Source organism: Hymenobacter sp. UYAg731 (assembly GCF_054061335.1).
The window spans coordinates 624257-650845 of sequence record NZ_JBSSEC010000002.1; the positions used below are offsets into that span (position 1 = coordinate 624257).

The following is a 26589-nucleotide window of genomic DNA, read 5'->3' on the forward strand; positions in this document are numbered from 1 at the left end:
CACGGTTTCCTCCCGACCTTTGCCCTCACTTATGGACCCCACCACTTCCGCCACCAAAACCGGCCAGGTCTTCGACTGGGCCGTGTTGCGCCGCCTGCTCGGCTACGTACGCCCCTACCGGCGCGTCTTCATCGGCCTCATTGTGCTCACCGTGGCCACGGCCGTGCTGGGCACGCTGCGGCCCTTCCTCATTCAGCGCATGGTCGATGTCAGCATCGAGCAGGGCGACATGAAGAGCCTGAACACCATGTTTCTGCTGCTGCTAGTGCTGCTGGTGGCTCACGCTGGTGTGAGCTACCTGCAGACGTACTACGGCGGCTGGCTGGGCCAGTACATCGTGCGCGACATCCGCACCGACCTCTACCGCCACCTGCTCAGCCTCAAGCTGAAGTTCTTTGACCAGACGCCCATCGGCGTACTCGTTACGCGCAACATTTCCGACGTGGAAACCCTGTCCGATGTGTTCAGCGAGGGGTTGGCGGCCATGGTGGGCGACATTCTGCAGCTGCTCTTCATCATGGCTTTCATGTTTTACATCGACTGGCGGCTTACGCTCATCAGCCTGTCGGTGATTCCGCCGCTGCTGTTCAGCACCTACGTGTTCAAGGAGAAAATCAAGGGCTCGTTTCAGGACGTGCGGACGGCTGTGGCCAAGCTTAACTCCTTCGTGCAGGAGCACCTCACGGGCATGAACGTGGTCCAGATTTTCAACAACGAGGAGCGCGAATTCCGCAAGTTCGAGGCCATCAACAAGGAGCACACCGACGCCAACATCCGCTCGGTGCTATACTATAGCATCTATTTCCCGGTGGCCGAGGTGCTCGGGGCCATCGGCGTAGGCCTGCTGGTGTGGTACGCGGCGCAAGGCCAGATTGAGGGCTCGATTTCGAAGGGCGCACTCATCGCCTTCATCATGTACAACGCCCTTTTCTTCCGCCCCATCCGCCAGATTGCCGACCGGTTCAACACCCTGCAACTCGGCTTGGTAAGCACCGAGCGCCTCCTCAAGCTCCTCGATAACCAGGAATTAGTAGCCCCGAGTGGCACCTTCGCCCCCGCCGAGCTCAAGGGCGATGTCGAATTCAAGCACGTCAAATTTGCCTACAACGAGCCCGACTGGGTGCTTAAGGACATCAGTTTCCACGTGAAGCCCGGCCAGACCATCGCCTTCGTGGGCGCGACCGGCGCGGGAAAAACCAGCATCATCAACCTGCTGAGCCGCTTCTACGACATCCAGGGCGGCAGCATCCTCATCGATGGCCGCGACCTGCGCGAGTACGACCTCAGCCTACTGCGCCGCCAAATCGGCATCGTGCTTCAGGACGTTTTCCTGTTCGCCGGCTCCATCCGCGACAACATCACCCTCGGCAACCAAACCATCACCGACGCCCAAATCTGGGAAGCGGCCGACCTCGTGGGTGCGCGCCGCTTCATCGAGCGCCTGCCCGAAGGCCTCGGCTACCCCGTGATGGAGCGCGGGGCCACGCTCTCGGTGGGCCAGCGCCAGCTCATCAGCTTCGTGCGGGCCATGGTGTACCAGCCCCACATCATCGTGCTCGACGAAGCCACGTCCTCTGTCGATTCCGAAACTGAAGAATTGATTCAGGAAGCCATCGAAAAGCTGATGCAGGGCCGCACCTCGCTCGTCATCGCCCACCGCCTGAGCACCATCCAGAAAGCCGATAAAATCATCGTGCTCGACAAAGGCGAAATCAAGGAAACCGGCACCCACGAGGAACTCCTGCGCATCGAAGGCGGCTACTACGCCCAGCTCTACCGCATGCAGTACGTCGTGGCCGATGCTTCGCTTAACGCGGAATAGCGGGCCGGTTTAGAGCGTCTTTCCAAACCGGTAGCTAACGCCCGTACTCAGAGCCGGGGCGAAGGGGGTGATGTCATTCTTGATGCCGTTGTTCGAAAGATACGAGCCGACTATTGCTGCCAGGAACGAGAACGTCACGCGGGCGGCGGCGGTGAGGCTGAGGTTTGGGGTAAGCGCAAACGCGCCACCCAGGCCGCCGAGGAATCGGATGTCGCTGTAGGAATACCGGGTGGTACCGGTCGTTGAAGTTTGGCCCGTTCGCACGTCAGTCAGCGTCGTTTCTTCGTTGTACTGGGAGGACAATGGCATGAGACCAATCTCAAAGTCGATTTGCCACCGCTTAGGTTGGGGCAGCAGCAGATGTATCTGTGTCACGATGGGCACCATCCACGTCACAGCCCGCTTTCGATTTATATAGGTACCCGAACTGTTGCTTGCCGAAATAGTATGCGCCGGGTCCGCTCGTATCAGCAAGCCGACTTGGAGGCTGGCCTGGTGCTCCGTCCGATAGGCCACCGTCAGCATCACGGGCCAGGGCCGAACGCGGTCCGTTCCTCCTTGTCCATCAACTGCTTCGGCCAGTGCAACGCGGGGATAGGCCGCCAGTTGGGTACTCACCGTCCACCGGCGCGGTGCCCACTCCGAGGCGGCAGCATTTGTTTGGGCAGTCCCCTGCCGGCTACCCAGCACCAGTATCACGAGGAGTATTCGGTAGAGCTTCATGAGCGCACGAGTAAGTTTGCAGCGCGGTAAACAGGCCAACCGATTTCGTGTTTTCGCCCTACCCTACTGCAATTTAACCTGTTTCCCCACGCCGTGCGTTACCTCTTTCTCACCATCATTCTGCTCACCCTCATCGCGGCCGGCACCTACGCCTACCTCGGCGGCACCCGCGAGCCCAAAATCACCCTCGAAACCACGGCCGCGCCGCTGTATCTGGCCGGCCAGCCCTTCCACGGCAAGGTCACCGGCGATGCCTTTGGCAACTTGTTTCGGCAGGCCAAGGATGCCCAGGCCCGCCTGCACGGCGACCTGGCCAACCTTTACCTCAACGACCCCGAAACGGCTCACGACACCATCCGCGCCTTCATCGGCCTGGCCCTGGCCGATACAACGCAGGCCCTGCCCACCGGCTTCCGCTACCGCGTGGTGCCGGCCGGGCAACGTGTGCTGGCCGCCTGCCTCACAGGCGTGAGCTACCTGCTGGCCCCCAACAAGCTCTATCCCGCCGCCCTGGAGGCCATCAAAGCCCAAAAACTCACCCAGCGCGGCGACTTTTACTTGGAACGCTTCGGTACCGGCGATGAGTCAGAGGTCTGGATTGGGGTGAAATAAGGCCAGGCAATGGCCGCCTGACGCACAAAAAAGCCTTCCGACCAATTGGCCGGAAGGCTTTTTACTGTTTTCAAATCCGGTTTAGCGGCCGAAGTAGTAAGTGCCGCCAAACTGCAGCTGGCTCAGCCCGAAGCCAGCGCTAAATTCGGTGCTCACCGGCTCTCCACTGGTCGGCGTTTCTTTCAGCCGGCTATACGCCAGGCTGCCCACGGTGGCGCTGATGCCCAGCTTCGGAATCGGGAAGTAAATAATGCCAGGTGTCAGGTTGGCGTAGTAGCCCTTTTGCTTCGTTTCGACCGAACCCATATTCCCAGCCGGCCCATAAACGATGATATTGCGGTTGTACTGATAGCCACCCCCGAGTGTGCCCACCAGACCAAACTGGTCGGTCAGCATTTTGTAGTACTGCACGTAGGCTCCGCCCCGAAAAGTGGTGCTGGGGTCGAGGTCCGAAAGTGAATTTGCGAAGTTGCTGGTGTAGGTATTTTTGGTGGCAGAGTAGCCCAGACTCAAGCCAATCGCCAGATTGTCGGCCACAAAATAGCCCAAGGAGGGGGCAATCTGGAACTGGCTGGCCACGTATTCGCTACTCAAATTGGTGCCTGTCACCTGGGCATTGGTGGTGCGCCGGGAGTAGCCCACATTGCCCCCAAGCGACACTGTGCCAGCCGGGATAGCAGTTTGGGCGTGCGCTGCCGTAGTGATGCCGCCCAGCAGAGCAAGCAGTACAAAGTTCTTTTTCATAAAAAAGGGAAAGGAAACGTTGGGTTGAAGTGATGGAAAGCTCCGCAACGCAACTCAACGACTTTCCGGTATGGGTATGAGCAAAAAAAGACCCTCTCCGTTGCAAGAGGGGGTCTTTTTGGTTGGCGGAAAAAGTCGGGGTGGCAGGATTCGAACCTACGGCCTCGTCGTCCCGAACGACGCGCGCTACCGGGCTGCGCTACACCCCGAAAGCCGGTCGATGGGGCGACCGGTTTTCTTGTTCCAATAGTAGCGGCCGAAAAAAGCCTCCGAACTCAGAAGTTCGGAGGCTTTACAAGAGCGGCTGCTCTTCCGTCGGAGTGGCAGGATTCGAACCTACGACCTCCAGCACCCCATGCTGGCGCGATACCAGGCTACGCTACACCCCGATTGGTATTGGAGCGACAAAGGTAAGGTTATTTTTGATTCTGGTGCAAGCACCGCGTAAATAAAGTTTTGCCCGCAGTGGCCTGGGGCCGGTTTTTGGAGCGGTTTTGGCCCAACCAGTCCCGGAATTGCTTAGCTTTACGCAAGCCATTTTACCTCATCTTGTTCTTATCCTACTTATGAAAAAGTTATTACTACTTGTGTTGGCCAGCACGTTGGCTTCGGCTGCCGCACAGGCCCAGGCTCCGGCTCCGGCCAGCCCCGCCGCCGCCTCGGCTGCTCCGGCAAAAGAAGAAGCAATTTTGCCCAACGGTGTAGTGGCGGCTCCCGCCACCGCGGTGGCCGCTGCGCCAGCGGCCGAGGGCGCGGGCCACATTGCGCTGGCCCCCGAAACCCCCGCCGCCAACCCCAACGCCATCAAGGTGAAGGCCGATGCCGTGGCCGGCAAGCTCACTGTGAAAACCGACAACCCCGGCCCCACCCGCGTGGAAGTGAGCGACGCGGGCGGGCGCCCGGTCATCACCCACACCATGATGAACGGCCAGACCCCGGCCGTGCTCAACGTGAGCCAGCTCCCCGCCGGGGCCTACATTGTGCGCTGCACGGCTTATGAAAAAACCGGTATGCGCCGCGTCATGATTGGACAATAGCAGCGGCTTTCGCTTTTGAAGTAAAAAGGGGCCGTCATGCTAAGCATGGCGGCCCCTTTTTTTGTGCGGGCGAAATCGATTAGCTCAACGGCTCCAGCAAGTCCCATTTGTTGCCGTACAGGTCTTCAAAAACGGCAACGTGACCATATACTTCACTACGCGGCGTTTCGAGAAAGCGTAGGCCCCGGCCTTGCAACACCGGGAAGTCGCGCCAGAAGTCGTCGGTGTGGAGGAACAGCCAGACGCGGCCCGCGCCCTGCCGGCCCACGCCCTGTTTTTCCTCCTCGGTTTTGGCCTCGGCCAGCAGCAGGCTGCACCCGGCGGGGCCGGGCGGCGCTACCACCACCCAGCGCTTGCCGCCGCCCATGTCCAAGTCAGAAGCCAGGGCAAAGCCCAGTACGTTGGTATAGAAGGCAATAGCTTCGTCGTAGTTCCGAACTAGCAGGGTGACGTGGGCGAGGCGTTGGTTCATGTGGTGGACTTGTGGGGTGGTGGGTTGGCGGAGCGGCATAGACAGAATAGCAAATCCACCACTCCACAAGTCCACAAATCCGCCATTTTACACTTCCTCGGTTTGCAGTTGCCGGTCATATAACGCTCTGTACAGTCCAGCCGCGTCGGCCATCAAGGCATCGTGGGTGCCGTGCTGCACAATGAGGCCATCGTCGAGCACTAGGATTTCATCGGCCAGCTTCACCGAGCTCACGCGGTGCGAGATGATGAGGCTGGTGCGCGCCGCCATGATGCGCTGAAGGCTGCCGAGGATGGCATTCTCCGTCTTGGTATCGACGGCGGAGAGTGAGTCGTCCAGAATCAGGATTTTGGGCTCTTTCACTAGGGCGCGGGCCATGCTCACGCGCTGCTTCTGGCCGCCGGAGAGCGTGATGCCGCGCTCCCCCACTTTGGTATCGAAGCCTTCGGGGAAAGCAATAATATTCTCGTACACGTCGGCATCCCTTGCGGCTTGCAGCATCCGGGCCTCATCGGGCTGGTCGAGGCCGAAGTTGATGTTGTTGCGAATGCTGTCGGAAAACAGAAACACGTCCTGCGGCACGTAGCCAATCTGGCCGCGCAGGGCGCGCAAGGAATAATCGCGCACGTCGGTACCGTCGATTTTAATGTCGCCGGCCGACACGTCGTAGAGGCGGCAGAGCAGCGCGGCCACGGTGCTTTTGCCCGAGCCCGTATTGCCGATGACGGCCAGCGTCTGGCCCGGCTTCACGCGGAAGCTCACGTTTTTCAGGGCCTGAATCCCGGTGTCGGGGTAGGTGAAGGACACGTTCTCGAACACGATATCGCCCACCAGCTCGCGCTGCACATTCTGGCGCGAAATAATGTCCGTTTTCTGGTCCAGGAATTCATTGATGCGGACCTGTGAAGCCTCGGCCCGCTGCACCAGCGACGATGTCCAGCCCAGGGCCGTGACCGGCCAGGTGAGCAGGTTCACATAAATCAGGAACTCGGCGATGGTGCCCGTCGTGATGGTGCCGCGAATCACTTCCTGCCCGCCCACCCAAACCGTAATGAGGGTGCTAAGGCCAATGAGAAATAGGATGAGCGGAAAAAACAGCGAGTTCACGAAGTTCAGGCTCAGCGACTTTTCTTTATACTCATTGCTGGCCGCCGAGAATTGCGCGTGCGAGTCCTGTTCCCGCACGAACGATTTCAGCACCCGAATCCCCGAAAATGCCTCCTGCACAAAGGTCGTCATGCCGGACAGCGCCCGCTGAATCTCGTCCGACTTCCGCTCAATCAAATTATTGACGTAGAAGATGCTAACCGACAGTACCGGCAGCGGCAGCAGCGTGTAGAGCGTCAGCTTCACGTTCACGATGAGCATGAGCGGCACGATGAGAAGGAACAGCAGCACGAGTTGCAGAAAATACATGATGGCCGGCCCGAGGTACATCCGCACCCGGCTCACATCCTCCGAAATGCGCGACATCAAATCGCCGGTGCTGTGGCGGCGGTAGAAGCTGAGCGGCAGCGACTGGTAGTGCTGGTAAATCTGGTTCTTCTGGTCGTTTTCGATGTGGCGCGACATCACGATGAGCGTCTGCCGCATGAAGAACAGGAAGATGCCGCGCAGCAAGGCCAAGCCGATAATGAGCATGCCGTAGAACAGCACGTTGCGCCCAAACAGCTGGTACACGCCTTTCTGCGCTTCGGTGCCGGCGTAGAGGTGGTAGAGGTCGATGCCCTCGTTCACCAAATCGAAGGCGTAGCGCACGAGTTGGGCCGGAAAAATGGCCAGCAAGGTACTGAGCGCCACGAACAGCACCCCAGCGAGGAAATGCCACTTGTAGCGGAAAATGAAGGGGTTAACGGCGTTGAGTGCGCGCACGGGCAAGGTTGGGAAGGGGCCGGTTTGGGAAAATAGCGGTACTTTTGCGGCCTGAAAGAATAGTTTTCTTGCAAAACAGCACCAAAAAGAACGTCATGCTGAGCTTGTCGAAGCATCGCTACCGCATCAGTAATCAATACGATTCAACGAAGCGGTAGCGATGCTTCGACAAGCTCAGCATGACGTTCTGCTGTTGCGTATATAACCCAACAAAGTTACACCGCACTCTTCCCAACCATCCATCCCACAATTCCCACCATCCTTCAACTCATTTCCCATGATTGAAACCCAAATTGTCGCTCCCGAGTCGATTTTCGGCCAGATTGCCGAGCATCAGCACGAGCAAGTGGTGTATTGCCACGACCACGAAACCGGCCTCAAAGCCATTATCGGCATCCACAACACCGTGCTCGGGCCGGCCCTTGGCGGCACCCGCATGTGGCATTATGCGTCTGACGCAGAGGCCCTGAACGACGTGCTGCGCCTCTCGCGCGGCATGACATACAAGGCCGCCATCTCGGGCCTGAACCTGGGCGGCGGCAAGGCCGTCATCATTGGCGATGCCAAGACGCTGAAGACCGAAGCACTGCTGCGCAAGTTTGGTCGCTTCGTGAAGAACCTGAACGGCAAGTACATCACAGCCGAGGACGTGAACATGACCACCAAGGACATGGAGTACATCCGCATGGAAACCAAGCACGTAGCCGGCCTGCCCGAGAGCATGGGCGGCAGCGGCGACCCCTCGCCGGTGACGGCTTACGGCGTGTATATGGGCATGAAAGCCGCCGCCAAAAAAGCCTTCGGCTCGGAGAGCCTGGCCGGCAAGCGCATTGGCGTGCAGGGCACGGGCCATGTGGGCACCTACCTGCTGGAGCACCTCCAGAAAGAGGGCGCGAAGCTCATCGTGACCGATTACTACGAAGACCGCGCCCTGGATGCAGCCAACCGCTTCGGAGCTACCGCCGTGGGCCTGGATGAGATTTATGACCAGGAAATGGATATTTACTCGCCCTGCGCCTTGGGTGCCACGCTCAACGACGACACCATTCCGCGCCTGAAGGCCCGCGTGGTGGCCGGCTGCGCCAACAACCAGCTCAAAGTAGAAAACCAGCACGGCCCCGAGCTTGTGCGCCGTGGCATCGTGTACGCCCCCGACTTCCTTATCAACGCCGGCGGCCTCATCAACGTGTACTCCGAAATAACCGGGGCCAGCCGCCAGGGTGCCCTCACCCAGACCGAAAAAATTTACGATTTCACCCTCCAGGTTTTGGCCAAGGCCGAAGAAGAAGGCACGCATCCGCAGGCCGCCGCCATCAAGCAGGCCAAGGAGCGCATCGCCAGCGTGGGCAAGGTGAAGTCGACGTACTAAAAGGGGTTAAGAGTTAGGAGTTGAGAGTTACGAGTTGGTTAGGACCTTGGCTTAACTCGCTTAGCCAGCCAAACTCATAACACTCAACTCCTAACTCTTAACTTATAACTCTTAACTAAAAGAAATGCTCAACCGCCGTCTCCTCCGTATCAAAGTCATGCAGTCGCTCTACTCCTACCACCAGGCGGTGGGAGCCGATTTGATGCTGGCGCAGGACCGCATCGCGGCTGCTTTCGAGCCCGACCTGACGGCCAAAGAGGCCCCCGACCGCCGCCAGCTGGAAGGCCAGCGCAAAATGGGCGAAGCCCAGCTGCGCGACTGGTACCGCACAGGCACCATGCCCGAGAAAACGGACGACAAAGCCGTGGACAAGGCCGTGACCGATGCCATCAACTCCTTCCAGAACCAGGTGAAGAAGGACGGCGAGTTCTACGGCGGGCAGCTGCTGGTGGGGGCCGAAAGCATTCACGACCAGTACCTGCACCTGCTGAACCTGCCCGCCGCCCTGCTCGGCGTGATTGAGGAAGAGCAAAGCCGCGAAGAGCGCCGCCGCCTCGGCCCGCGCGAGGATGCCCAGGATGCCACCCGTTTGCATAAGAACAAAGCCATTGTTAAGCTCATGGCCAACGAGCAGCTCCAGAGCCAGACCATCCGGCGCAAGCTGGCTTGGGAAGGCAATGAGGAGCTGGAAGCCCTGCGCGCCGGCTGGGAGGAAATGAAGACCGACGAAACCGTGCGGAGTTACCTCAACGGCAAGGACATCGACCAGCCCGATATGGACTACGATACGGACCTCGAAATCCTGCGTCATATCTACAAGGACTTCGTTTTCAAAGGTGAAGCGCTGCCGCGCCAACTGGAGTCCGACGATTTGAACTGGGAAGAAAACCGGCCCATCGTGCGCAACCTGGTGCTGAAGACGCTGAAAATGCTGCCCTTCGCCGCCGAGTCTACGCAGGAGCTGATGAACCTCTCGGCCAACTGGGCCGATGACCGCGAATTTGCCGAAACCCTCTACAAGCAGACGCTCATCGAGGACGACAAGATGGAGAAGCTCATCGCCGGCTCGGTGCAGAACTGGGACGTGGAGCGCGTGGCATTGCTTGACAAAATCATCCTGAAAATGGCGCTTACTGAGATGCAGCTCTTCCGCGGCATTCCGGTGAAAGTCACTATCAACGAGTACATTGAAATCAGCAAGCTCTACAGCACGCCCAAGAGCAAACAATTTGTTAACGGTATTCTGGACAAGCTGGCGACGGATTTGGCCGCCAGCGGCGACATTCGTAAATCGGGCCGCGGCTTGCTGGACAACCAGTAAACCGCAGGTGCCGGCCAGCGGCAACTTTGTGGCCTGCGGCTGAACATTGGGCCGATATAGCCACTTTTGCATCTACGGCCGCGTTTCTGCGTACGCAGACCTGAAAACACTCTCACCTCTCTTCCCCAATCCCCGACGACCATGGCTAGCAAAACCACCACCGGCATCCTGTGCTTCGCGGGCGGCGCCCTCACCGGCGCAGCCCTTGGCTTGCTCTACGCCCCCGAACCCGGCACCGAAACCCGTTCCTGGCTCAGCTACCAGCTCGAAAAGTACCGCTCGGTGCTTGCCGACCTCACCGACAGCCTCGTGACCAGCCGCGAAGGCATGGGCCAGTCCTCAGCCAAAAGCGAGGGCCAGCGCGTGATTTCCGATGCCAAATCCAAAGCCGAACAATTGCTCGGCGATGTTGACCAGCTCATCAACCAAATCAATTCCCGCAAGGGCGCTTAATTTTTTTTACGGGTGCCTAAGTGATTGACGGAATGAGAGAATGGGTGAAAGGCCGATGAAAATTCAGTCTTCCCTCATTCCCTCATTCCGTTCTTTGCTTTCTCATTCAGTCATTTATTACCAGTACGATGCACGTAGTAACCCTTATTCCCGGCGATGGCATAGGCCCCGAAATCACAAAAGCGGTAACCGATATTTTTGCCGCCGCGCAGGTGCCCATTCAGTGGGAAGAGCAGAACGCCGGCCAAACAACGTTCGACCAGTCGGGAGAATTGATTCCGACCTCGCTGCTCAAGTCGCTGGAAAAGAATAAGGTGGCCCTCAAAGGTCCGATTACTACGCCGGTTGGCAAAGGCTTCCGCAGCATCAACATCACGCTGCGTCAGAAGTACGACCTCTACCAAAATGTGCGGCCCAGCAAAACCACGGCCGGCATCCACACCCGCTACGAGGGCATCGACCTCGTGCTGTTCCGCGAAAACACCGAAGGCCTGTACTCCGGCCTCGAAGTGTACGACGAGCGCCTCGGCATTGCCGACTCGTTCAACCGCATCACGGTGGCCGGCTCGCGCAAAATCTGCCGCGCCGCCTTTGCCTACGCCGCCAAGCACGGCCGCAAAAAGGTAACGCTGGCCCACAAAGCCAACATCCTGAAAATGGCCGGCACACTAATGCTCAATGCCTGCAAAGAAGCCAGCAACGAGTTTCCGCAGATTGTGTTCGAGGATAAAATCATCGACAACATGTGCATGCAGCTCGTGAACAAGCCCGAGCAGTTCGACGTGGTGGTGACCACCAACCTGTTCGGCGACATCCTGTCTGACCTCTGCGCCGGCCTCGTGGGCGGCCTGGGCGTGGTAGCCGGGGCCAACATCGGCGACAACATGGCCATTTTTGAAGCCGTACACGGCTCGGCCCCCGACATCGCCGGTCAGGGCAGAGCCAACCCCACCGCCCTGCTCCGCTCGGGTATCATGATGCTGCACTACCTCGGCGAGCACGCCCTGGCTGACAAAATCGACAAAGCCCTGGAAGCCACCCTGATGAACCAGGCAGAATGCACCGGCGACCTCGGCGGCAAAGCCAGCACCAGCCAGTTTGCCCAAAGCATTATCGACAAGTTGTAATTTTATACGGTTGTGCCCCATCTGTCATCCTGAGCTTGCGAAGGACCTTATTACCACCGAGCAATTTGTTCTGGTTTGATAAGGTCCTTCGCAAGCTCAGGATGACGGATTATTACAACAACCTCTTAACTCATATGAAACAGTACCTCATACTGGCGGCCGCCCTGTCGCTGGCAGCTTGCAACCGCGACAAAACCGCCGAAGTAGGCACCGAAGGCGTCAACGCCGCCGCAACTATCGAATCTGATGCCGCCAACCCGACTGTGGACAACCCCAACGTGGTGAGCGACAACGAAGCGCCCAACCCTAATGCTCCGGTAATGAAATTTGCCGAAGCCGAGTTTGATTTCGGCGATATTCAGCCCGATACCAAAGTTCACCACACGTTTACCTTTATCAACACCGGCAAGTCGCCGCTACTCATTGAGGATGCCACCGCTTCCTGCGGCTGCACTACCCCCAGCTGGACCAAGGAGCCCGTGGCTCCCGGTGCGCAGGGCAAAATGGAAGTGCAGTTCGACAGCCGGGGCAAGCAGGGCATCATCAGCAAGCAGGTGGCGGTGCGGGCCAATACGCAGCCCAGCATCACCACCATTCTCATCAAGGGCAACGTGCTCACCCCCAAGGCTAACTAGCCTATTCCCGCTTCTTACTCCAACGCCATGTTCCTGAACCTTATGCTGCAAGCCGCCGGCGGTGCCGACTACGCCCAGCCGCTTTTCCTGCTGATTGCTGCTGGCGTCTTCTATTTCTTCATGATTCGGCCGCAGCAAAAGCGGGCCACCGATGCCAAAACCTTCCGCCAGTCGCTGGCCAAGGGCTCGCGCATTGTCACCATCGGCGGCCTGCACGGGCTAATTGTGGAGCTCACCGACGACACCGTGGTGGTGGAAGTGGACCGGGGCACCAAGCTGCGCTTCGACCGCTCGGCCATTGCCCGCGAAGTGGGCAACAAGGCCAACACCGGCACCGGGGCCGACACCATCGCCGCCGCCTAAGTCATGGACGGGCCGCTGAATCGGGCAAGCAGGCTTCTGCGCTGGTTCGTGCGGCCCTTCGCGGGCCAGGAGCCCAGCTTTTACCGGGCCATCACGGCCTGCCTGCTGGCAGCGGGCCTGTTCTGGCAGATGAATGCCCTGAACAAAACCTACACCACCCGCCTGAACTTCCCGCTGGCCTGGCACTACGACTCCGTGCATTACGTGCCCATGCGGCCTTTGCCGACGGCGCTGCCCGTCACGGTCACGGGCCAGGGCTGGCGGCTGCTGCGCGCCAACCTGGGTTGGGGCACCCACCCCGCCGACCTGCGCCCGGTGCCGCTGCCAGGCACCCGCTACCTGCCCGCCACCGCCTGGCACCGGGGCCTGCAAAACGCGCTGGAAGGCGTGCAGGTAACCGAATGGGCCGGCGATACCCTACGCCTCACCTTCGACCGCTACGTCAGCCGCCGGTTGCCGCTGGCCCTGCCGCCCGACTCGGCCCGGCGCTACAAGGCCAGCTTCACGCCCGCAATGGTCACGTTTCGGGGGCCGGCCAGCTTGGTGCAGGCACTGCCCAGCCCCTACCCCATTGTGCCGCCGCAGTCCTCAGCGCGTGGCAGGGCGGAGGAAATGGAGGCAGACGTTAAAACCCCAGCCCGGATTCGGGCCTCCGTGCCCACGGTGCGCCTGCGCCAGACGCGGCGCTAGTTTCTTGCCGCATACTACATCCAAACCTCTGTTTTCCCATGTTGCGCATCGGCATTACCGGCGGAATCGGTTCAGGCAAAAGCATTGTCAGCCGCTTGTTTCATGCGCTGGGCGTGCCCATCTACGATGCCGACACCCGCGCCCGCTGGGTGATGGAAAACGACGCGGAGTTGCGCCAGCAGCTCACCGCTTCTTTTGGCCCCGATACGTACGATGTTGCCGGCCGCTTAAATCGGCCCGTGCTGGCTGGCACCGTATTCAACAACCCGGCGCTGCTGGCCCAGCTCAACAGCTTGGTACACCCGCACGTAGGTACCGATTTTGAGCGCTGGGCCAGGGAGCAGGCGCAGGCCGGCCACGCCTACGTGCTCAAAGAAGCCGCCCTGCTGTTCGAGGCCGGTTCCTACAGGCAACTCGACCGCGTCATCACCGTGTTTGCACCGCTGGCGGTGCGGGCGGCCCGCGTGCTGCGGCGCGACCCGCACCGCTCTACTGCCGACGTGCAGGCCATCATGGCCAAGCAGCTCAGCGAGGAAGAAAAAATAGCACGGGCCAACTACGTGCTGACCAACGACGATGTGCAGCCACTCTTGCCGCAGGTGCTGGCGTTGCACGCGGCCTTCAGCACCCCACCGGCCACCCCGTAAACGAAGAAAGGCTGCCTCTTGCGGGGCAGCCTTATCCTTCGGACGCTGGGGAGCTTAAATGCGGCCCGAGTAATCTTCCAAGGTATCAATCACTTTCAGGAGCTGGGGCACCGCCAGTGAGTAATAAATCTTCGTACCAATTTTGCTGGACTTCAACACGCCCCGGTCTTTAAGGGTGATGAGGTGCTGCGAGGCGATGGCTTGGGGCAAGTCGAGCGCCTGGTAGATGTCGGTAACCGACATTTGGCTGTCTTTGCCCTTAGTCTTTCCCAGCAGGTCCACAATGGCAAGGCGCTTAGGGTGCGAGAGAACCTTGAGCATAGCCGCGGCGCGGTCCAGCTGTTGCGCTTCTACACGCGAATGCAATGGTTTCATGAAGTCGATAAAAAGTGAGGGGGGGAATGGAAGAGTAGAATAAGTGCAATACAGCGGTACTGCTGAGCTAGTTCCTAATGATTACGCAAAATAGCGTTAAAGGGGTTTGTTATTCCTAAAATACTTTAATATTTATTCATTTTTATTTCTTACTGAAATCCTATTCCTGCCTTCCGGCCACTTCGGGAGCAGGGGCTACCTTTGTTGTTCTGCTTATTGGCATTCTTTCTTATCCTTTTTGTCCTATGCTCGACCTGCTCACCAAGTTTGAAAACAAGCGTCCCGAAATCGTCTTCGAGTGGAAAGATGCCGAAACCGAAGCCGAAGGCTGGGTCGTTATCAACTCCTTACGGGGCGGAGCTGCCGGTGGGGGCACCCGCATGCGAAAAGGTCTCGATAAGCGCGAAGTAGAAAGCCTGGCCAAGACCATGGAGGTGAAGTTCACGGTATCGGGGCCGGCCATCGGCGGGGCCAAGTCGGGCATCAACTTCGACCCGCAGGACCCCCGCAAGCGCGGCGTGCTGGAGCGCTGGTACCGCGCCGTATTTCCGCTGCTGAAAAATTATTACGGCACCGGCGGCGACCTCAACGTGGACGAGATTCACGAAGTCATCGCCATCACCGAGGAATATGGCCTCTGGCACCCGCAGGAAGGCGTAGTAACCGGCCACTACCACGCTACCGAGCCCCAGAAGATTCAGAAGCTCGGCCAGCTGCGCCAGGGTGTTATCAAGGTGGTGGAGGATGCCACATTCTCGCCCAATCTGGCCCGCAAGTACACCGTGGCCGACCTTATCACCGGCTACGGCGTGGCCGAGGCCGTGCGCCACTACTACCGCCTCTGGCCCGGCACGGAGTTGGCCGGGCAGCGCGCCATCATCCAGGGCTGGGGCAATGTGGGCGCGGCGGCGGCCTACTACCTGGCCGGGCAGGGCGTCCACATCGTGGGCATCATCGACCGGGCCGGTGGGCTGCTGAATGTTGAGGGCTTCGGGCTGGAAGAAATCCGGGCACTGCTGCTGGCCCGCCAGGGCAATGCCCTCACGGCCGATAACCTACTGTCCTTCGAGGAAGTGAACGAGAAAGTATGGTCGATAGGAGCTGATATCTTTATTCCGGCCGCGTCGTCGCGCCTCGTGGCGCGTGAGCAGGTGGAGCAGCTGCTGGCCGGGGGCCTCAAAGTCATCAGCTGCGGGGCCAACGTGCCGTTTGCCGACCCCGAGATTTTCTTCGGTCCCACCGGCGTCTTTGCCGATGAGCGCACGGCCGTCATCCCCGATTTCATTGCCAACTGCGGCATGGCCCGAGTCTTTGCATACCTCATGGAAACCGGGGCCGAAATCACCGACCAGGCCATTTTCGCCGATACTTCGCACATCATCGGCGCGGCTCTGGAGCGCACCCACGCCGAGAACGCGCAGCCCACCGGCATCGCGCAACGCTCGTTCGAGATGGCGCTGCGGCAGCTGGTGTAGGGTCATGCAATTGCGTCGAATTTCCAGAACGTCATGCTGAGCTTGTCGAAGCATCTCTACTGCACAAGTAATTATTTACTACTGCGGTAGAGATGCTTCGACAAGCTCAGCATGACCTGTCTGGTTTTGTTCTATAACATTGTAGTCGCAGCATTTTTATTTGGTAACAATTCGATAACTTTGACGCCCTACTTTTGGTCGCCCCGCGTTCGGGGCGATTTTGTTTTGGTAGGAATTCCCAATTGAATAATATGTCTACTCTGAAAAAAGCCAAGACCAGCAAAACCAAGGTCTCCGACGACATGCTGAATGCCGGCAGCGGCAAAACCATCAAGCAGCCCAACGTCAACGACGACAAGCTCACCTCCATCACGGAGATGCGCCAGACCACCAACGGCCAGACCGCCCTGGCCATCGAGGACGAGCAGCGCCTGCGTAAAGCCTTTGTGGACAAGGACTGGAACGAAATCAAAATCGCCGACTCCTGGCAGATTTTCAAGGTGATGGCCGAGTTCGTGGAGGGCTTCGAGAAGATGTCCAAAATCGGCCCTTGTGTGAGCATCTTCGGCTCGGCCCGTACCAAGCCGGACAACCCTTACTACCAGATGGCCGAGGAAATCGCGGCCAAACTGGTGCGCCACGGCTACGGCGTTATTACGGGCGGTGGCCCCGGCATCATGGAAGCCGGCAACAAGGGTGCCCGCGCCGAGGGCGGTAAGTCGGTGGGGCTCAACATTGAGCTGCCCTTCGAGCAAACCCACAACATCTACATCGACCAGGACAAGTGCATCAACTTCGACTACTTTTTTGTGCGGAAGGTGATGTTTGTGAAGTACGCGCAGGCCTTCGTGGGCATGCCCGGTGGCTTCGGCACGCTCGATGAGCTGTTTGAGGCCATGACGTTGATTCAGACCAAGAAAATCAGCCGCTTCCCCATCGTGCTAGTGGGTTCGGCCTACTGGAACGGCCTGTTCAAGTGGATTGAGGACGTGATGCTGCACGAAGAGCACAACATCTCGGCCGAGGACATGCAGCTGGTGCAGATTGTGGACGATGCCAGTGAGGCCGTGAAAATCATCGACGACTTCTACCACAAGTACCTGCTGTCGCCAAACTTCTAGACCACGGATTTTTGCAGATTTGACGGATACAAACGGGTTTTTTGCCGTATTGGCCAAACAGTCTGCAGGGAAAGCCGCTTCTTCGGGAGCGGCTTTTTTTGTGGGCTGCCGTGCGTTGTCGGTGCGTTTGTAGTTTCTTCGTTTATGCCCTCCCCTACTTCTGCCACTGTTCTGGAATTCGATTACCTCATTGTGGGCGGCGGGGCAGCGGGGCTGAGTCTGGCATATCACATTGCTCAGGAGCCTCGGTTAGCCAATAAGAAAATACTACTCATCGAGCCTGAGGCCAAAACGCAGAATGACCGCACCTGGTCGTTCTGGGCCGATGAGCCAGGAATGTTCGATAGCATTGTGGCCCACGAATGGCGCAAAATAGCCTTCCGTAGTCCCGGCTTCGAGCGCGTGATTGACATGGGCCGCTACCGCTACAAGACCATCAACGGGCTGGATTACTACCGCTTTGTGCAGCAGGCACTGGCTGATAATCCGCAGTTCACGCGGGTACGCGGCAATGTTGAGCAGTTGGACAACACGCCAGCTGGCGTGCGCGCAACCACCGCTGCCGGTGGGGCTTACACCGCCCGCTATGCCTTCGATAGCCGCCCGCCGAACCTAGCGAAGCTCCAGCAGCCCGAGAAATACCGCTACCTGTTGCAGCACTTCGTGGGCTGGGAAATTGAAACCGACACCGACGTTTTCGACCCGGCCACGGTGGAGTTCATGGACTTTCGCGGTGAGCAGCAGCATGAGGCGCGGTTCATCTACGTGCTGCCTTTCGGGCCACGCAAAGCGTTGGTTGAGTACACGTTGTTCTCGGAAACCATCTTACCCAAAGCGGAATACGAAACGGCTATTCGGGAGCATCTGAGCAACACGTCGGGCCTGAAAACCTATCGGATAGTAGCCGAAGAAGTAGGCGCTATTCCAATGACGGACCACCCCCTGCCGGTCCGCAACGGCGCGCACATCATCAACCTGGGCACGCGGGGCGGCCGGGCCAAGCCCAGCACCGGCTACGCCTTCAAACGCATTCAGCAGCACTCGGCGCGGCTGGTGGCGGCGCTGGCCGAAACCGGCCACCCGCCCGCCGACGCTACAGGCGACAAATGGCAATTCCGACTATTTGACACGCTGCTGCTCGACATTATGCGGCGGCGCGGCGAAACCACGCGCGATATTTTCCGGCAACTCTTCGAGCGCAACCCGGTAGAGCGCATTTTCCGCTTTCTGGATGAGCAAACCTCCTGGGCCGATAACCTGCGAGTGATGAACTCAGTATCGGCCGGGCCATTTATGCGGTCCATCGGGCAGGTGCTGCGCGGCCGGCCGGGGAGACGGAGTTAGGAGTGCAGAGTTAAGATTTTCAGGTCTTTTCAACTCTTAACTCCCAAAGGAGCCTGTTCCAGCCACGTCCGGGCCTCGCGTACGGTAGCCTCAGAAATTGGGCGCAGCTGCGGCTGCGGCTCCGACAGGTTTAGCAGGAAGCCGGTGAGGGCGGGCAGATTGTCAAGGTCGTGGGTGCTGCATAGCACGGTTTTGCCCTGCTGGGTAACCCAGTCGTGTACGAGGCTGAATACCTGGCGGCGGTAGTACACGTCGAGCTGCTGGGTGGGCTCATCAAGCAAATACACCTGGGCGTCCTGCAGGCTGAGTTGGGCCAGCCACACCAGCTGCTGCTCGCCGCCGGAAAGTTGCATGAAATTGCGGGCAGCCAGGTGGGCCATGCCTACGCGGGCCAGCGCAGCATCGGCCAGAGAATAATCGGCCGGGGCGTAGGCACTGAGCAGACCGTGGTGGCGGTAACGGCCCATCACCACCAGCTCACGCACGGCAATGGCAAAGTCGAGGCTGCCGCGCTGCGGTAGGTAGCCCAGCAGGCCGGCCGTGGCGGCGCGGCGCAGGTCGCGCACTTCGTGGCCGTGCAATTGAGCACTTCCTTCATAGGGAAGCTGCCCCGTGAGTACCCGAAACAGGGTGGTTTTGCCGCTGCCGTTGTGCCCCACCACGGCCACAAAGGCGGGCGCGGGCAGGCACAAAAAAAGGTTGCGGACCAACACCCTACCGGGGTAGCCCGCAACCAGATTCTCCGCGCTGAGCGCGGGAGTTATGAGTTGAGAGTTATGATTTATGAGTTCAGGGGAAGAATTACCGCTCAACTCATAATTCATAATTCAAAACCCATAATTAAAGATTAATACTCGTCCTCGTTGAACATGAAGTCCTCCTTGGTCGGGTAGTCGGGCCATACTTCCTCGATATTTTCGTAGGGTTGGCCGTCGTCCTCAAGGGCTTGCAGGTTCTCTACTACCTCCATGGGCGCACCCGAGCGGATAGAAAAGTCAATCAGTTCGTCTTTGGTGGCGGGCCAGGGAGCATCTTCCAGGTAGGAAGCCAGTTCGAGTGTCCAATACATAGTGAAGCGGATAAAAAAGGGTGGGCGAAGGTAACAGTTTCCCGTCAAGATACAAACGACGGGGAATTTTCAACCGACAACGCAAAATGTTGGCCAAGGTTAGCCGGCAGTCTGCGCCTGCTGGCTGAACAGGGCAATAAGGTCATTTTTTGTGCGGATTTTGCGTTCAAAGGACCTGATTTTGGTTTGCAGCATCTGCCGAAAAGCATCATTGGCGGCGCTGGGGCTCAGGTTGTCGAGGTTGGCCTGCAGGGTGTTGAGTTCCTCGTGGTCGTCCTTAAGCAGCTCACGTAGCGTGCTGGCCCGGAAGCGGGCGCGCTCGGCCGGGGCAGTGGGCATGGGCGCACCATCGGCCCGCTTGCGCAGGTGGTATTCGAGGGCACTCAGCTCAAAAATCTTATCGCAGGCCACCATGAAGCGCTGCCAGATGCGGTCCGACTCTTCGCCGCGCACGGTGCCGACTTGCTTCCATTCGGCCTGCAGCGACTTGGCCTGGTGAATAGCTTCCTGCGGCGGAATGGCCATCAGGGCTTCGGCGCGCTCGGCCAGAGAGCGTTTGCGGGCCAGCAGCACTTCGGGGGTGGCGGGGGCCCCGGGCGCGCCGGCCGACTGCTGCGCGGCAATATGCACCTTGAGCCGCTCGAAGAAGTGGTTGTTGGCGGCCCGAAAGCGCGTCCAGAGCTCGGAGGCCAGCTTTTTGGGCAGGTTGCCGTTCACGTCGCGCCAGACCTGTTGCAGCACCTTGAGTTGGCGTGAGGTGGTTTCGAACTGGTCGGAATTTTTGAGGGCTTCGGCTTGCTGAATGAGGTCACGGTAGCGGGTTTGCACCCGGTTGGTCATGGCCTTTTTATCGGACTGGAAGGCCTTACGGCGGTCGAAAAACACCTGAATGGCGGTCTGGAAGCGGTGCTCCAGTTCGTCGGTCATGGCTTTGTCGACGGGGCCAGTTTTGAGCCAGCCCTGGCGCAGGTCCTTCACTTTCTCGCTGGCCGAAATCCACTCCACGCTTTCGCTGAGGGCTTCGGCTTCGTGAATGAAGCTGATTTTGGTGGCCAGGTTTTTTTCACGGTTGCGGACCACGGTCACGGCAATGGCCTCCTCGGCCTCGGTGAGGCGGCGGTGCAGGCGGGCAAAATCGCCGAGGCCGTCGTGGGTCAGGAGCTGCTCTTTGAGGTGCAGGGCCTTCATCAGGAAGGAGCCTTTGTTGTCGCTGGCCTCCATTTTTTCCAGCAACGAATCGACTTTGGCGCGCAGGCTTTCAAAACGTTGGCTGAAGTACCGCAGGGCGGTATCGTCCGAATCTTTGACTAGGCCAATCTGGCGGGCGGGCTGGCCCAGCACGGGGCGTAGCCATACGCCGTCGGCGTCCACGTAGCCGTAGCGCTGGGCTTCGGCCAGCAGGTGGTCGGTTGGTTCCATAATAGATAGTAAGCTCGTGGGTAGGAAGGTGGAGTATTGGGCAGGAGAGGCAAAAAAGAACGTAGGGGGCTGCAATTGAAACGCGGACCGGGAAGGGACTACAAGTTTACGGTAAAAACGTGATGAATAGATGTGCCATTCGGTAAACCCCGGCTAAACCGGCTCATTCGGCGGCCAGGGCCGGACCAACCCGTTGACAGAACCCGGAGCCGGGTTGCGGGTTGCAAGCGGCGGCTGTCGTTCTTTGCAGTCGCAATTCTTTCATTAGCCCCACCCCACCCCATGAGCGACCAGACCATCATCTTCAGCATGGCCGGCGTGAGTAAGATTTACCCGCCGCAGAAGCAAGTTCTTAAAAACATCTACCTCTCGTTTTTCTACGGGGCCAAAATCGGCGTGCTGGGCCTCAACGGCTCGGGCAAGTCGAGTTTGCTGAAAATCATTGCTGGCGTTGATAAGCAGTTTCAGGGCGAAGTGGTATTTTCGCCGGGCTACTCGGTGGGCTACCTGGAGCAGGAGCCCCAGCTCGACCCTACCAAAACCGTGCGCGAGGTGGTGGAAGAAGGCGCGGCCGAAACCGTGGCCTTGCTGAAGGAATACGACGAAATCAACGAAGCCTTCGGGGCCGAGGATGCCGATTTCGACAAGCTGCTGGACCGCCAGGGCAAGGTGCAGGAGCGGCTGGACCAGCTCGACGCCTGGAACCTCGACACCAAGCTGGAGCGGGCGATGGACGCTCTGCGCACCCCGCCGCAGGAGGCCGTTATCGGTAACCTCTCGGGGGGCGAGAAGCGCCGCGTGGCGCTGTGCCGCCTGCTATTGCAGGAGCCGGATGTATTGCTACTGGACGAGCCCACCAACCACCTCGACGCCGAGAGCGTGCTGTGGCTGGAGCAGCACTTGCAGCAATATAAAGGCACGGTCATCGCCGTGACCCACGACCGGTACTTCCTCGACAACGTAGCGGGCTGGATTCTGGAGCTGGACCGGGGTTCGGGCATCCCGTGGAAGGGTAACTACTCCTCGTGGCTGGAGCAGAAAACCGACCGCATGGCCAAGGAGGAAAACTCGGAAAGCAAGCGGGCCAAAACCCTCCAGCGGGAGCTGGAATGGGTGCGAATGTCGCCCAAAGCCCGCCAAAGCAAGGGCAAGGCCCGCCTGGCCAACTACGACAAGCTGGCCAGCGAGGAAGCCAAGGACAAGGAGCAGAAGCTGGAGCTATTCATCCCCGACGGCCCGCGCCTGGGCGCGCAGGTGATTGAGGCCGAGGGCATCACGAAATCATTCGGCGACAAGCTGCTGTTTGAAAACCTGAGCTTCTCGCTGCCGCAGGGTGGCATCGTGGGCATTATCGGGCCGAACGGCGCGGGCAAAACCACGCTTTTCCGTCTCATTACGGACCAATTGCAGCCCGACGCGGGCACCTTTGAAGTGGGCCCCACGGTGCTCACGGCTTACATCGACCAGCAGCACGACACGCTGGATGGCGCGAAGTCGGTGTTCGACACTATCACGGGCGGCACCGAAACCATGCTGCTGGCCGGCCGGCCAGTGAACTCCCGCGCCTACGTGAGCAAGTTCAACTTCGGCGGCGGCGACCAGGAGAAGAAGGTCGGCACGCTCTCGGGCGGCGAGAAAAACCGCGTACATCTGGCCATGACGCTGAAGCAGGGAGCCAACCTGCTGCTGCTCGATGAGCCGACCAACGACCTGGACGTCAATGCTATCCGGGCGCTGGAAGACGCACTGGAAAACTTCGCCGGCTGCGCCGTTATCATCAGCCACGACCGGTGGTTCCTAGACCGGCTGGCCACTCACATCCTGGCCTTCGAGGGCGACTCGGAAGTGGTGTGGTTCGAGGGCAACTTTTCGGACTACGAAGAAGCCAAGCGCAAGCGCCTGGGCGACGTGGAGCCGAAGCGGGTGCGGTACAAGAAGCTGGGGTAGAAATCTCAATCAATAGCAGACCGAAGGGGCCACCGGAACGATTTCCGGTGGCCCCTTCGCATTTCACCAATCCTCCCATCCATAGACCTAAGGTTTGGCCGAATAACTGGCAACATTATATTGAATACCGAAAATGGTGAGCAGATTATTTGTGTTCACAAACATCTCATTAAAGTTCTTGCCGATAGTGGATGTAATAGAAATAGTGTCACTGAATTTATAGTTGATATTCACATCAAACCGCTCCGTGTTTTTCCGGAGCTTGTGAACCTCAAAGAATCCACTCCCAGCATCAATCGTTTTATCGCGGCGGTACTGGCGAAACAGCACTTCACCGCCTATCTTGAATTTACTCGTGCTCGTGCCGTAATTGAGTTTGATGCCCACATCCAGCGTGCGGGCACTGTCGGGAGTGCCCACGGGGTTCAAAAATCGGCCCACGGCCAGCAGGTCCAAATCGCCGGTATCGTAGCCGATGGTCGTCCAGGCCCCCCATCTCTGAAAGCTTGAATTGCCCCAGGTGCTTTCCGGAAAAGCCAGCACGGTAGCGGCCGCAAAGTCCCACAAAAAGCCCGACCGGTTTTTATCGAGCGAGACTTCGTTGGTAATAACCTGCTGCACCACCTTGTTCGCAATCGTCTCGTCCTTAAGGTGGTTCACCCAGGCTCGCAGGTCGGCCCGCGTGGCAATGGGGCCGGCATACTGAATGGTCAGGTCCTGAATGCAGACTTCCATGTACTGCGTAATCACGCGGGCCAGGTCATCATCCGAAAGCGCGCTACAGGTGGAACTGCTCTTAATGTTGGCTTGAATCGCCGGGCGGTTCTTGGTGATGCGCAGGCGGATGTGCCGGGCCACGGCCCGGCGAAGGCTGTCGTGTTTGGTCACAATGTCGTTATCAGTCAGCGGCAGCGTTCCGGTGAGGGCATCAGTATCGGTTTCGTTGTCGACAACGGCTACCGAAATCTCATTGCGTACGCCGTCGCGGGCAAAAATTTCCAGGCATTTCCGAGCGTTGCTGTCGGCCAGCTTATCAGGTGGGATGTGGCCGGAAAAAAGCTGGACCCGCGCCCCAATTCCCATTCCAGTGCCCACTTTGGCTAGGCTGGACGTAGCGAACGACAGGGAAAATGTCTGGCTAATGTTTTGCCGAACAGTCGGATTGCGGTACTCATCCAGCGTCAGCGACGGGCGGCTTACCAGCCAGTAAGGGGCTACTTCCATTGAATAGCCCGGCCGCACGCCCGTAGCGGTGATGGCTGATTGCAGACTGGTGGCGAAGGCCGAAGGCGTAGTCGGCTTATCAATGGATGTTGGCTCGATGCCAAGCAGCACAAACCCGGGGGCAGTAGGCGTGTGCAGGTCGGTTATCGTGGGCGTGCTTTGGGCCAGGACCGGCGTACCGGCAACGAGCACGGCCAAGCTCAGAATGCAAGCCCAAAGGAGTCGTTTTTTCATCATAATCCAATGGTTACTAGACGAATCTGACACGGTCATCAAAATACACGATGCTGTCTATTGGGTTTGTTACCGTATTATCGGCAGTCATTTGGGCCGGGCGGCCTCCCGAAGCTTCGTACAGCAGGTTGCAGGTCGTCACCTCGTTCGAATTGGGGCGCGTCACCGAGGTCATGATGCGTAGCGTTTTCCCACGGATGCTCTCACCACCCGCGAACGTAACTACCCCACTAGTTGAGTCAGGGCGTTCAGGAATCAGGATTTTAGTGCCGAGATAAAACGTTGGTAAGCCCGACTGGGCATTACCTACCGTCGCTTTTACCAGTACTTTTTGGCCGTCGAGCACTTTGTATTCCAGGTCTTTTTGAGGAGCATCCATGGGTAAGCTGAGTGAAAGGAGAAAAATATTCAATTGCTGAGCGCTGAGCATTCACCCGATGGTATTGCGGTATTCCTAATGCGACGCGCCAGCAATTAGCCAGTGTCATTACGGCCATTCCACGCCCAGCTTTTTGGCAGTGAGCGGCCCCACCACACCATCCGACACAAGGCGGTGGGTACTCTGGAAAGCCGCCACGGCAGCTACCGTATGCGGACCGTACTTATCGTCGAGTACCCCGGGGTTAAAGCCGGCATCGCGCAGGGCGTGCTGGATGCGGCCCACCAAGGCACTTTTGGTGTTGGGCTCTTCAAGCACGAGCAGGAAGGGCAGGGCTTTGGGGCGCACCACGGCACCGGAGTCCTGGTAGGTTACGTCGGGAATTTGCACGCAGAAGTGCCACAGGCGGCCTTCTACTTTGCCGCGGCGCACGTTCAGGCCCCGGCCGGCGGCTTCCACGGTGCCGCCCTGGCCGTCCGTGATGGCGACGTGGCCCATCTGGCCGGGCAGGGGCGGCCGGCGAATAAGGACGACGCCGGCCATGGTATTGGCATTGGCCTGGCTGGTGGGCAGCAACGGGCCGTTCAGCGCGTCGCGCACCCAGTAGCCAGAGTAGGCGTCGGCTGTGGCGGGCTTGCCGTGGTTGTTGTCGCAGCCGTAGAGCTGTTGGGTTTTCTGAAACACCACCCAAGAGGCAAACTCGGCGCAGTCCCAGGGGCCGTGCCAGTTGGCATTATCCTTCGGGACGAGGACGTTGACGTATTTTTCACCGAGGTGGGCTTCCGCTAGTTTCAGCAGGTCATTTCCGGTTGGCATGGCAGTGGGGTTGCTTGAGGTGAATGGATTAAGAGAAGTGGCCCTGGCACCGCAGCCCGGGCCAGGTTAGGCGACATCCCAGGCCAGGCCAGAGCGCTCCACGGGGGTGTAGGCTTTCGAGTGCAGGTAGCGCGTGGGATTTTCGTTGGCGAGTTGCTGCCAGGCACTGGCAGTAGGGTCGCGGGTTAGCAAATCAGTCATTAGCTCGCTGGCCAGCGCATCTTCGGGCTTCTCCTGGGTGGTCATGAAGAAATCGGTACCGAAGAGCACCCGCTCCCGCAGCGGGGCTGGCGGGGTGGCTGGCAGCAGGTCGGCGGCCAGGGTTTCGAACAAGCTTTTATCGGCCAGCGTGTACGATACATCGGTGTACACATTGGGGTATTTCGGATTGGCCAGCAGGGCGCGCACGCCTTGGTACCAGTTGAAGGCAGCAGAACCAGGATTTTTGATGTTCAGCTGGATTTCTTCGGCCCCACCGTAGTGCGCCAGGCAGATTTTCAGCTTCGGAAACCGGTCGAGCACCAGCTCGTAGGCGCGGGGGTCGAGGAAATAATCGCAGAAGCTGGCGTTGGTTTCCTTGCCCTCCACCTTCAATGGAAAAGGCTGGTCGTAAAGCCCCGGCGGGCTGGGCAGCGGATACGACAGATTGGACGGCAGGTCGGGCCGGCGCAGGGCGGTGGTCAGCCCACCCTGGTAGTAGATGCCGCCCCGGCTGCAGTGCGTCATGATGGGCAGGCCGTTTTGCTCAGCGTAACCATATACCTCGTCCAGGCCCTTATCGAAGGGATAAAACCCCAGGGCCGGATAAAGCTTGATGCCCACGAAGCCCCGGCCAATCCAGCGCTCCACAAAGGCACGGTTTTCGGCAGCCGTGCCTTGGCGGGGGTCTACACTCACGAAGGGCAGGCAGGTGTTGGGGTAGCGCTTGCGCACCTCCAGCAACTGCCACAGCTGGCTTTCCTGGTTAAGAGGCGCTTTGCCGGCCCCCATCAGGTCAAAATTAATGGGGAGGGCCACAAAGCGGGTGCCCGTGGGATAGGCTGGCAGCAGGTGCTTCTCAAAAATAGCCAACGGGGACAAGCTGCTGCCAATGCCCAGAAAAGCCGCATACTTGCGGGCGGCCGGAAACTGATTGGCTAGCCGCAGCCCCCAGCCCGTGACTGTGGGCAGGGCCAGTAGGCCATACAGCAGGTGCGCTCCAATCTTGCCCACCCAGCTGGGGGCCATGCCTTCCAGAAACCGGTCGGGCGTGCAGTCCAGGTTGAACAGGTGCGTGTGGCAATTGTAAATATTCATCAC

27 protein-coding genes and 2 tRNA genes are annotated in these 26589 nt (G+C 59.1%); 15 read left to right on the top strand and 14 right to left on the bottom strand.

The features are described from left to right. Positions 1 to 31 precede the first annotated feature (31 nt). Positions 32 to 1822: an ABC transporter ATP-binding protein gene (locus ACVWYF_RS07050; RefSeq protein WP_457066037.1), complete on the top strand. Its 1791-nt coding sequence runs from the start codon at positions 32 to 34 to the stop codon at positions 1820 to 1822. Positions 1823 to 1831: 9 nt separating this feature from the next. Here ACVWYF_RS07050 and ACVWYF_RS07055 read toward each other — a convergent pair whose 3' ends face one another. Further along, the gene (locus ACVWYF_RS07055; protein ID WP_457066039.1) at positions 1832 to 2131 is read right to left on the bottom strand and encodes a hypothetical protein; all 300 of its coding nucleotides are present in this window, start codon (positions 2129 to 2131) and stop codon (positions 1832 to 1834) included. A 507-nt stretch (positions 2132 to 2638) separates the two neighbouring features. On the opposite strand from ACVWYF_RS07055, the gene ACVWYF_RS07060 reads away from it, so the two are divergent. Then, complete coding sequence (locus tag ACVWYF_RS07060) at positions 2639 to 3157, top strand: hypothetical protein (RefSeq protein ID WP_457066041.1); 519 nt, start codon at positions 2639 to 2641, stop codon at positions 3155 to 3157. 81 nt (positions 3158 to 3238) lie between these two features. On the opposite strand, the gene ACVWYF_RS07065 is transcribed toward ACVWYF_RS07060, so the two are convergent. The 3 genes from ACVWYF_RS07065 to ACVWYF_RS07075 all read right to left on the bottom strand — a co-directional run bounded on the left by ACVWYF_RS07065 (position 3239) and on the right by ACVWYF_RS07075 (position 4290). Next, entirely contained in the window at positions 3239 to 3901 is a 663-nt protein-coding gene (locus ACVWYF_RS07065; RefSeq protein ID WP_457066043.1) for a hypothetical protein, read from the bottom strand. A gap of 135 nt (positions 3902 to 4036) precedes the next feature. After that, positions 4037 to 4110, bottom strand: a tRNA-Pro gene (locus ACVWYF_RS07070). 106 nt (positions 4111 to 4216) lie between these two features. Then, positions 4217 to 4290: transfer RNA gene (locus ACVWYF_RS07075), tRNA-Pro, on the bottom strand. A 177-nt stretch (positions 4291 to 4467) separates the two neighbouring features. Between ACVWYF_RS07075 and ACVWYF_RS07080 the strand changes: the two genes are divergently transcribed. Beyond that, complete coding sequence (locus tag ACVWYF_RS07080) at positions 4468 to 4938, top strand: T9SS type A sorting domain-containing protein (protein ID WP_457066045.1); 471 nt, start codon at positions 4468 to 4470, stop codon at positions 4936 to 4938. A 79-nt stretch (positions 4939 to 5017) separates the two neighbouring features. Here the strand turns inward: ACVWYF_RS07080 and ACVWYF_RS07085 are convergent, their stop codons facing one another. Next, on the bottom strand, positions 5018 to 5410 hold the full coding sequence (locus ACVWYF_RS07085; protein WP_457066047.1) for a VOC family protein: 393 nt from the start codon (positions 5408 to 5410) through the stop codon (positions 5018 to 5020). A gap of 87 nt (positions 5411 to 5497) precedes the next feature. Beyond that, the gene (locus ACVWYF_RS07090; RefSeq protein WP_457066049.1) at positions 5498 to 7282 is read right to left on the bottom strand and encodes an ABC transporter ATP-binding protein; all 1785 of its coding nucleotides are present in this window, start codon (positions 7280 to 7282) and stop codon (positions 5498 to 5500) included. A gap of 277 nt (positions 7283 to 7559) precedes the next feature. Here ACVWYF_RS07090 and ACVWYF_RS07095 point away from each other — a divergent pair, with 277 nt between their 5' ends. From ACVWYF_RS07095 to coaE, 8 genes are all read left to right on the top strand, one after another. Beyond that, positions 7560 to 8651 (top strand): Glu/Leu/Phe/Val dehydrogenase dimerization domain-containing protein, encoded by a 1092-nt coding sequence (locus tag ACVWYF_RS07095; protein ID WP_457066051.1) that lies wholly within the window; start codon positions 7560 to 7562, stop codon positions 8649 to 8651. 124 nt (positions 8652 to 8775) lie between these two features. Next, on the top strand, positions 8776 to 9972 hold the full coding sequence (gene nusB, locus ACVWYF_RS07100) for a transcription antitermination factor NusB (protein ID WP_457066053.1): 1197 nt from the start codon (positions 8776 to 8778) through the stop codon (positions 9970 to 9972). 141 nt (positions 9973 to 10113) lie between these two features. Next, positions 10114 to 10425 carry a YtxH domain-containing protein gene (locus ACVWYF_RS07105; RefSeq protein ID WP_457066055.1) on the top strand — a complete coding sequence of 104 codons (312 nt, stop codon included), beginning with the start codon at positions 10114 to 10116 and terminating at the stop codon, positions 10423 to 10425. 128 nt (positions 10426 to 10553) lie between these two features. Further along, complete coding sequence (locus tag ACVWYF_RS07110) at positions 10554 to 11552, top strand: isocitrate/isopropylmalate dehydrogenase family protein (RefSeq protein ID WP_457066057.1); 999 nt, start codon at positions 10554 to 10556, stop codon at positions 11550 to 11552. A 134-nt stretch (positions 11553 to 11686) separates the two neighbouring features. Further along, positions 11687 to 12187: a DUF1573 domain-containing protein gene (locus ACVWYF_RS07115; protein WP_457066059.1), complete on the top strand. Its 501-nt coding sequence runs from the start codon at positions 11687 to 11689 to the stop codon at positions 12185 to 12187. A 27-nt stretch (positions 12188 to 12214) separates the two neighbouring features. After that, positions 12215 to 12550, top strand: coding sequence for a preprotein translocase subunit YajC (yajC, locus tag ACVWYF_RS07120; RefSeq protein ID WP_457066061.1), 336 nt, complete (start codon positions 12215 to 12217; stop codon positions 12548 to 12550). A gap of 48 nt (positions 12551 to 12598) precedes the next feature. Further along, complete coding sequence (locus ACVWYF_RS07125; RefSeq protein WP_457066063.1) at positions 12599 to 13240, top strand: hypothetical protein; 642 nt, start codon at positions 12599 to 12601, stop codon at positions 13238 to 13240. A gap of 38 nt (positions 13241 to 13278) precedes the next feature. Then, positions 13279 to 13887, top strand: a complete 609-nt coding sequence (gene coaE / locus ACVWYF_RS07130; protein WP_457066065.1) for a dephospho-CoA kinase — start codon at positions 13279 to 13281, stop codon at positions 13885 to 13887. Positions 13888 to 13941: 54 nt separating this feature from the next. Here coaE and ACVWYF_RS07135 read toward each other — a convergent pair whose 3' ends face one another. Further along, positions 13942 to 14262, bottom strand: coding sequence for an ArsR/SmtB family transcription factor (locus tag ACVWYF_RS07135; RefSeq protein ID WP_168671712.1), 321 nt, complete (start codon positions 14260 to 14262; stop codon positions 13942 to 13944). 245 nt (positions 14263 to 14507) lie between these two features. Between ACVWYF_RS07135 and ACVWYF_RS07140 the strand changes: the two genes are divergently transcribed. The 3 genes from ACVWYF_RS07140 to ACVWYF_RS07150 all read left to right on the top strand — a co-directional run bounded on the left by ACVWYF_RS07140 (position 14508) and on the right by ACVWYF_RS07150 (position 18202). Next, positions 14508 to 15737, top strand: a complete 1230-nt coding sequence (locus ACVWYF_RS07140; protein ID WP_457066067.1) for a Glu/Leu/Phe/Val dehydrogenase dimerization domain-containing protein — start codon at positions 14508 to 14510, stop codon at positions 15735 to 15737. 377 nt (positions 15738 to 16114) lie between these two features. Further along, positions 16115 to 16858 carry an LOG family protein gene (locus tag ACVWYF_RS07145; RefSeq protein ID WP_457066517.1) on the top strand — a complete coding sequence of 248 codons (744 nt, stop codon included), beginning with the start codon at positions 16115 to 16117 and terminating at the stop codon, positions 16856 to 16858. Positions 16859 to 17002: 144 nt separating this feature from the next. After that, positions 17003 to 18202: a lycopene cyclase family protein gene (locus ACVWYF_RS07150; protein WP_457066069.1), complete on the top strand. Its 1200-nt coding sequence runs from the start codon at positions 17003 to 17005 to the stop codon at positions 18200 to 18202. Positions 18203 to 18231: 29 nt separating this feature from the next. Here ACVWYF_RS07150 and ACVWYF_RS07155 read toward each other — a convergent pair whose 3' ends face one another. From ACVWYF_RS07155 to ACVWYF_RS07165, 3 genes are all read right to left on the bottom strand, one after another. Beyond that, on the bottom strand, positions 18232 to 18915 hold the full coding sequence (locus tag ACVWYF_RS07155) for an ABC transporter ATP-binding protein (RefSeq protein ID WP_457066071.1): 684 nt from the start codon (positions 18913 to 18915) through the stop codon (positions 18232 to 18234). A gap of 134 nt (positions 18916 to 19049) precedes the next feature. Continuing rightward, positions 19050 to 19271, bottom strand: a complete 222-nt coding sequence (locus ACVWYF_RS07160; RefSeq protein WP_035561220.1) for a DUF2795 domain-containing protein — start codon at positions 19269 to 19271, stop codon at positions 19050 to 19052. 99 nt (positions 19272 to 19370) lie between these two features. Continuing rightward, a complete protein-coding gene (locus ACVWYF_RS07165) occupies positions 19371 to 20690 on the bottom strand; it encodes a DUF349 domain-containing protein (protein ID WP_457066074.1) in 1320 nt (439 codons plus the stop codon). Positions 20691 to 20972: 282 nt separating this feature from the next. On the opposite strand from ACVWYF_RS07165, the gene ettA reads away from it, so the two are divergent. Beyond that, a complete protein-coding gene (gene ettA, locus ACVWYF_RS07170; protein WP_457066076.1) occupies positions 20973 to 22637 on the top strand; it encodes an energy-dependent translational throttle protein EttA in 1665 nt (554 codons plus the stop codon). 87 nt (positions 22638 to 22724) lie between these two features. On the opposite strand, the gene ACVWYF_RS07175 is transcribed toward ettA, so the two are convergent. The 4 genes from ACVWYF_RS07175 to ACVWYF_RS07190 form a co-directional block, all read right to left on the bottom strand. Further along, positions 22725 to 24098 carry a hypothetical protein gene (locus tag ACVWYF_RS07175; protein ID WP_457066078.1) on the bottom strand — a complete coding sequence of 458 codons (1374 nt, stop codon included), beginning with the start codon at positions 24096 to 24098 and terminating at the stop codon, positions 22725 to 22727. 13 nt (positions 24099 to 24111) lie between these two features. Further along, positions 24112 to 24474 (bottom strand): hypothetical protein, encoded by a 363-nt coding sequence (locus ACVWYF_RS07180; RefSeq protein WP_457066080.1) that lies wholly within the window; start codon positions 24472 to 24474, stop codon positions 24112 to 24114. 108 nt (positions 24475 to 24582) lie between these two features. Beyond that, on the bottom strand, positions 24583 to 25290 hold the full coding sequence (locus ACVWYF_RS07185) for a peptidoglycan-binding domain-containing protein (protein ID WP_457066082.1): 708 nt from the start codon (positions 25288 to 25290) through the stop codon (positions 24583 to 24585). 66 nt (positions 25291 to 25356) lie between these two features. Then, complete coding sequence (locus ACVWYF_RS07190) at positions 25357 to 26586, bottom strand: amidohydrolase family protein (RefSeq protein ID WP_457066084.1); 1230 nt, start codon at positions 26584 to 26586, stop codon at positions 25357 to 25359. Between the last annotated feature and the right edge of the window lie 3 nt (positions 26587 to 26589).

Coding starts and splice junctions, on each gene's coding strand:
- ACVWYF_RS07050 (WP_457066037.1), top strand. CDS start 32: ATGGACCCCACCACTTCCGCCACCAAAACCGGCCAGGTCTTCGACTGG.
- ACVWYF_RS07055 (WP_457066039.1), bottom strand. CDS start 2,131: ATGCCATTGTCCTCCCAGTACAACGAAGAAACGACGCTGACTGACGTG.
- ACVWYF_RS07065 (WP_457066043.1), bottom strand. CDS start 3,901: ATGAAAAAGAACTTTGTACTGCTTGCTCTGCTGGGCGGCATCACTACG.
- ACVWYF_RS07080 (WP_457066045.1), top strand. CDS start 4,468: ATGAAAAAGTTATTACTACTTGTGTTGGCCAGCACGTTGGCTTCGGCT.
- ACVWYF_RS07085 (WP_457066047.1), bottom strand. CDS start 5,410: ATGAACCAACGCCTCGCCCACGTCACCCTGCTAGTTCGGAACTACGAC.
- ACVWYF_RS07095 (WP_457066051.1), top strand. CDS start 7,560: ATGATTGAAACCCAAATTGTCGCTCCCGAGTCGATTTTCGGCCAGATT.
- nusB (WP_457066053.1), top strand. CDS start 8,776: ATGCTCAACCGCCGTCTCCTCCGTATCAAAGTCATGCAGTCGCTCTAC.
- ACVWYF_RS07105 (WP_457066055.1), top strand. CDS start 10,114: ATGGCTAGCAAAACCACCACCGGCATCCTGTGCTTCGCGGGCGGCGCC.
- ACVWYF_RS07110 (WP_457066057.1), top strand. CDS start 10,554: ATGCACGTAGTAACCCTTATTCCCGGCGATGGCATAGGCCCCGAAATC.
- ACVWYF_RS07115 (WP_457066059.1), top strand. CDS start 11,687: ATGAAACAGTACCTCATACTGGCGGCCGCCCTGTCGCTGGCAGCTTGC.
- yajC (WP_457066061.1), top strand. CDS start 12,215: ATGTTCCTGAACCTTATGCTGCAAGCCGCCGGCGGTGCCGACTACGCC.
- coaE (WP_457066065.1), top strand. CDS start 13,279: ATGTTGCGCATCGGCATTACCGGCGGAATCGGTTCAGGCAAAAGCATT.
- ACVWYF_RS07135 (WP_168671712.1), bottom strand. CDS start 14,262: ATGAAACCATTGCATTCGCGTGTAGAAGCGCAACAGCTGGACCGCGCC.
- ACVWYF_RS07140 (WP_457066067.1), top strand. CDS start 14,508: ATGCTCGACCTGCTCACCAAGTTTGAAAACAAGCGTCCCGAAATCGTC.
- ACVWYF_RS07145 (WP_457066517.1), top strand. CDS start 16,115: ATGCGCCAGACCACCAACGGCCAGACCGCCCTGGCCATCGAGGACGAG.
- ACVWYF_RS07150 (WP_457066069.1), top strand. CDS start 17,003: ATGCCCTCCCCTACTTCTGCCACTGTTCTGGAATTCGATTACCTCATT.
- ACVWYF_RS07160 (WP_035561220.1), bottom strand. CDS start 19,271: ATGTATTGGACACTCGAACTGGCTTCCTACCTGGAAGATGCTCCCTGG.
- ACVWYF_RS07165 (WP_457066074.1), bottom strand. CDS start 20,690: ATGGAACCAACCGACCACCTGCTGGCCGAAGCCCAGCGCTACGGCTAC.
- ettA (WP_457066076.1), top strand. CDS start 20,973: ATGAGCGACCAGACCATCATCTTCAGCATGGCCGGCGTGAGTAAGATT.
- ACVWYF_RS07175 (WP_457066078.1), bottom strand. CDS start 24,098: ATGATGAAAAAACGACTCCTTTGGGCTTGCATTCTGAGCTTGGCCGTG.
- ACVWYF_RS07180 (WP_457066080.1), bottom strand. CDS start 24,474: ATGGATGCTCCTCAAAAAGACCTGGAATACAAAGTGCTCGACGGCCAA.
- ACVWYF_RS07185 (WP_457066082.1), bottom strand. CDS start 25,290: ATGCCAACCGGAAATGACCTGCTGAAACTAGCGGAAGCCCACCTCGGT.
- ACVWYF_RS07190 (WP_457066084.1), bottom strand. CDS start 26,586: ATGAATATTTACAATTGCCACACGCACCTGTTCAACCTGGACTGCACG.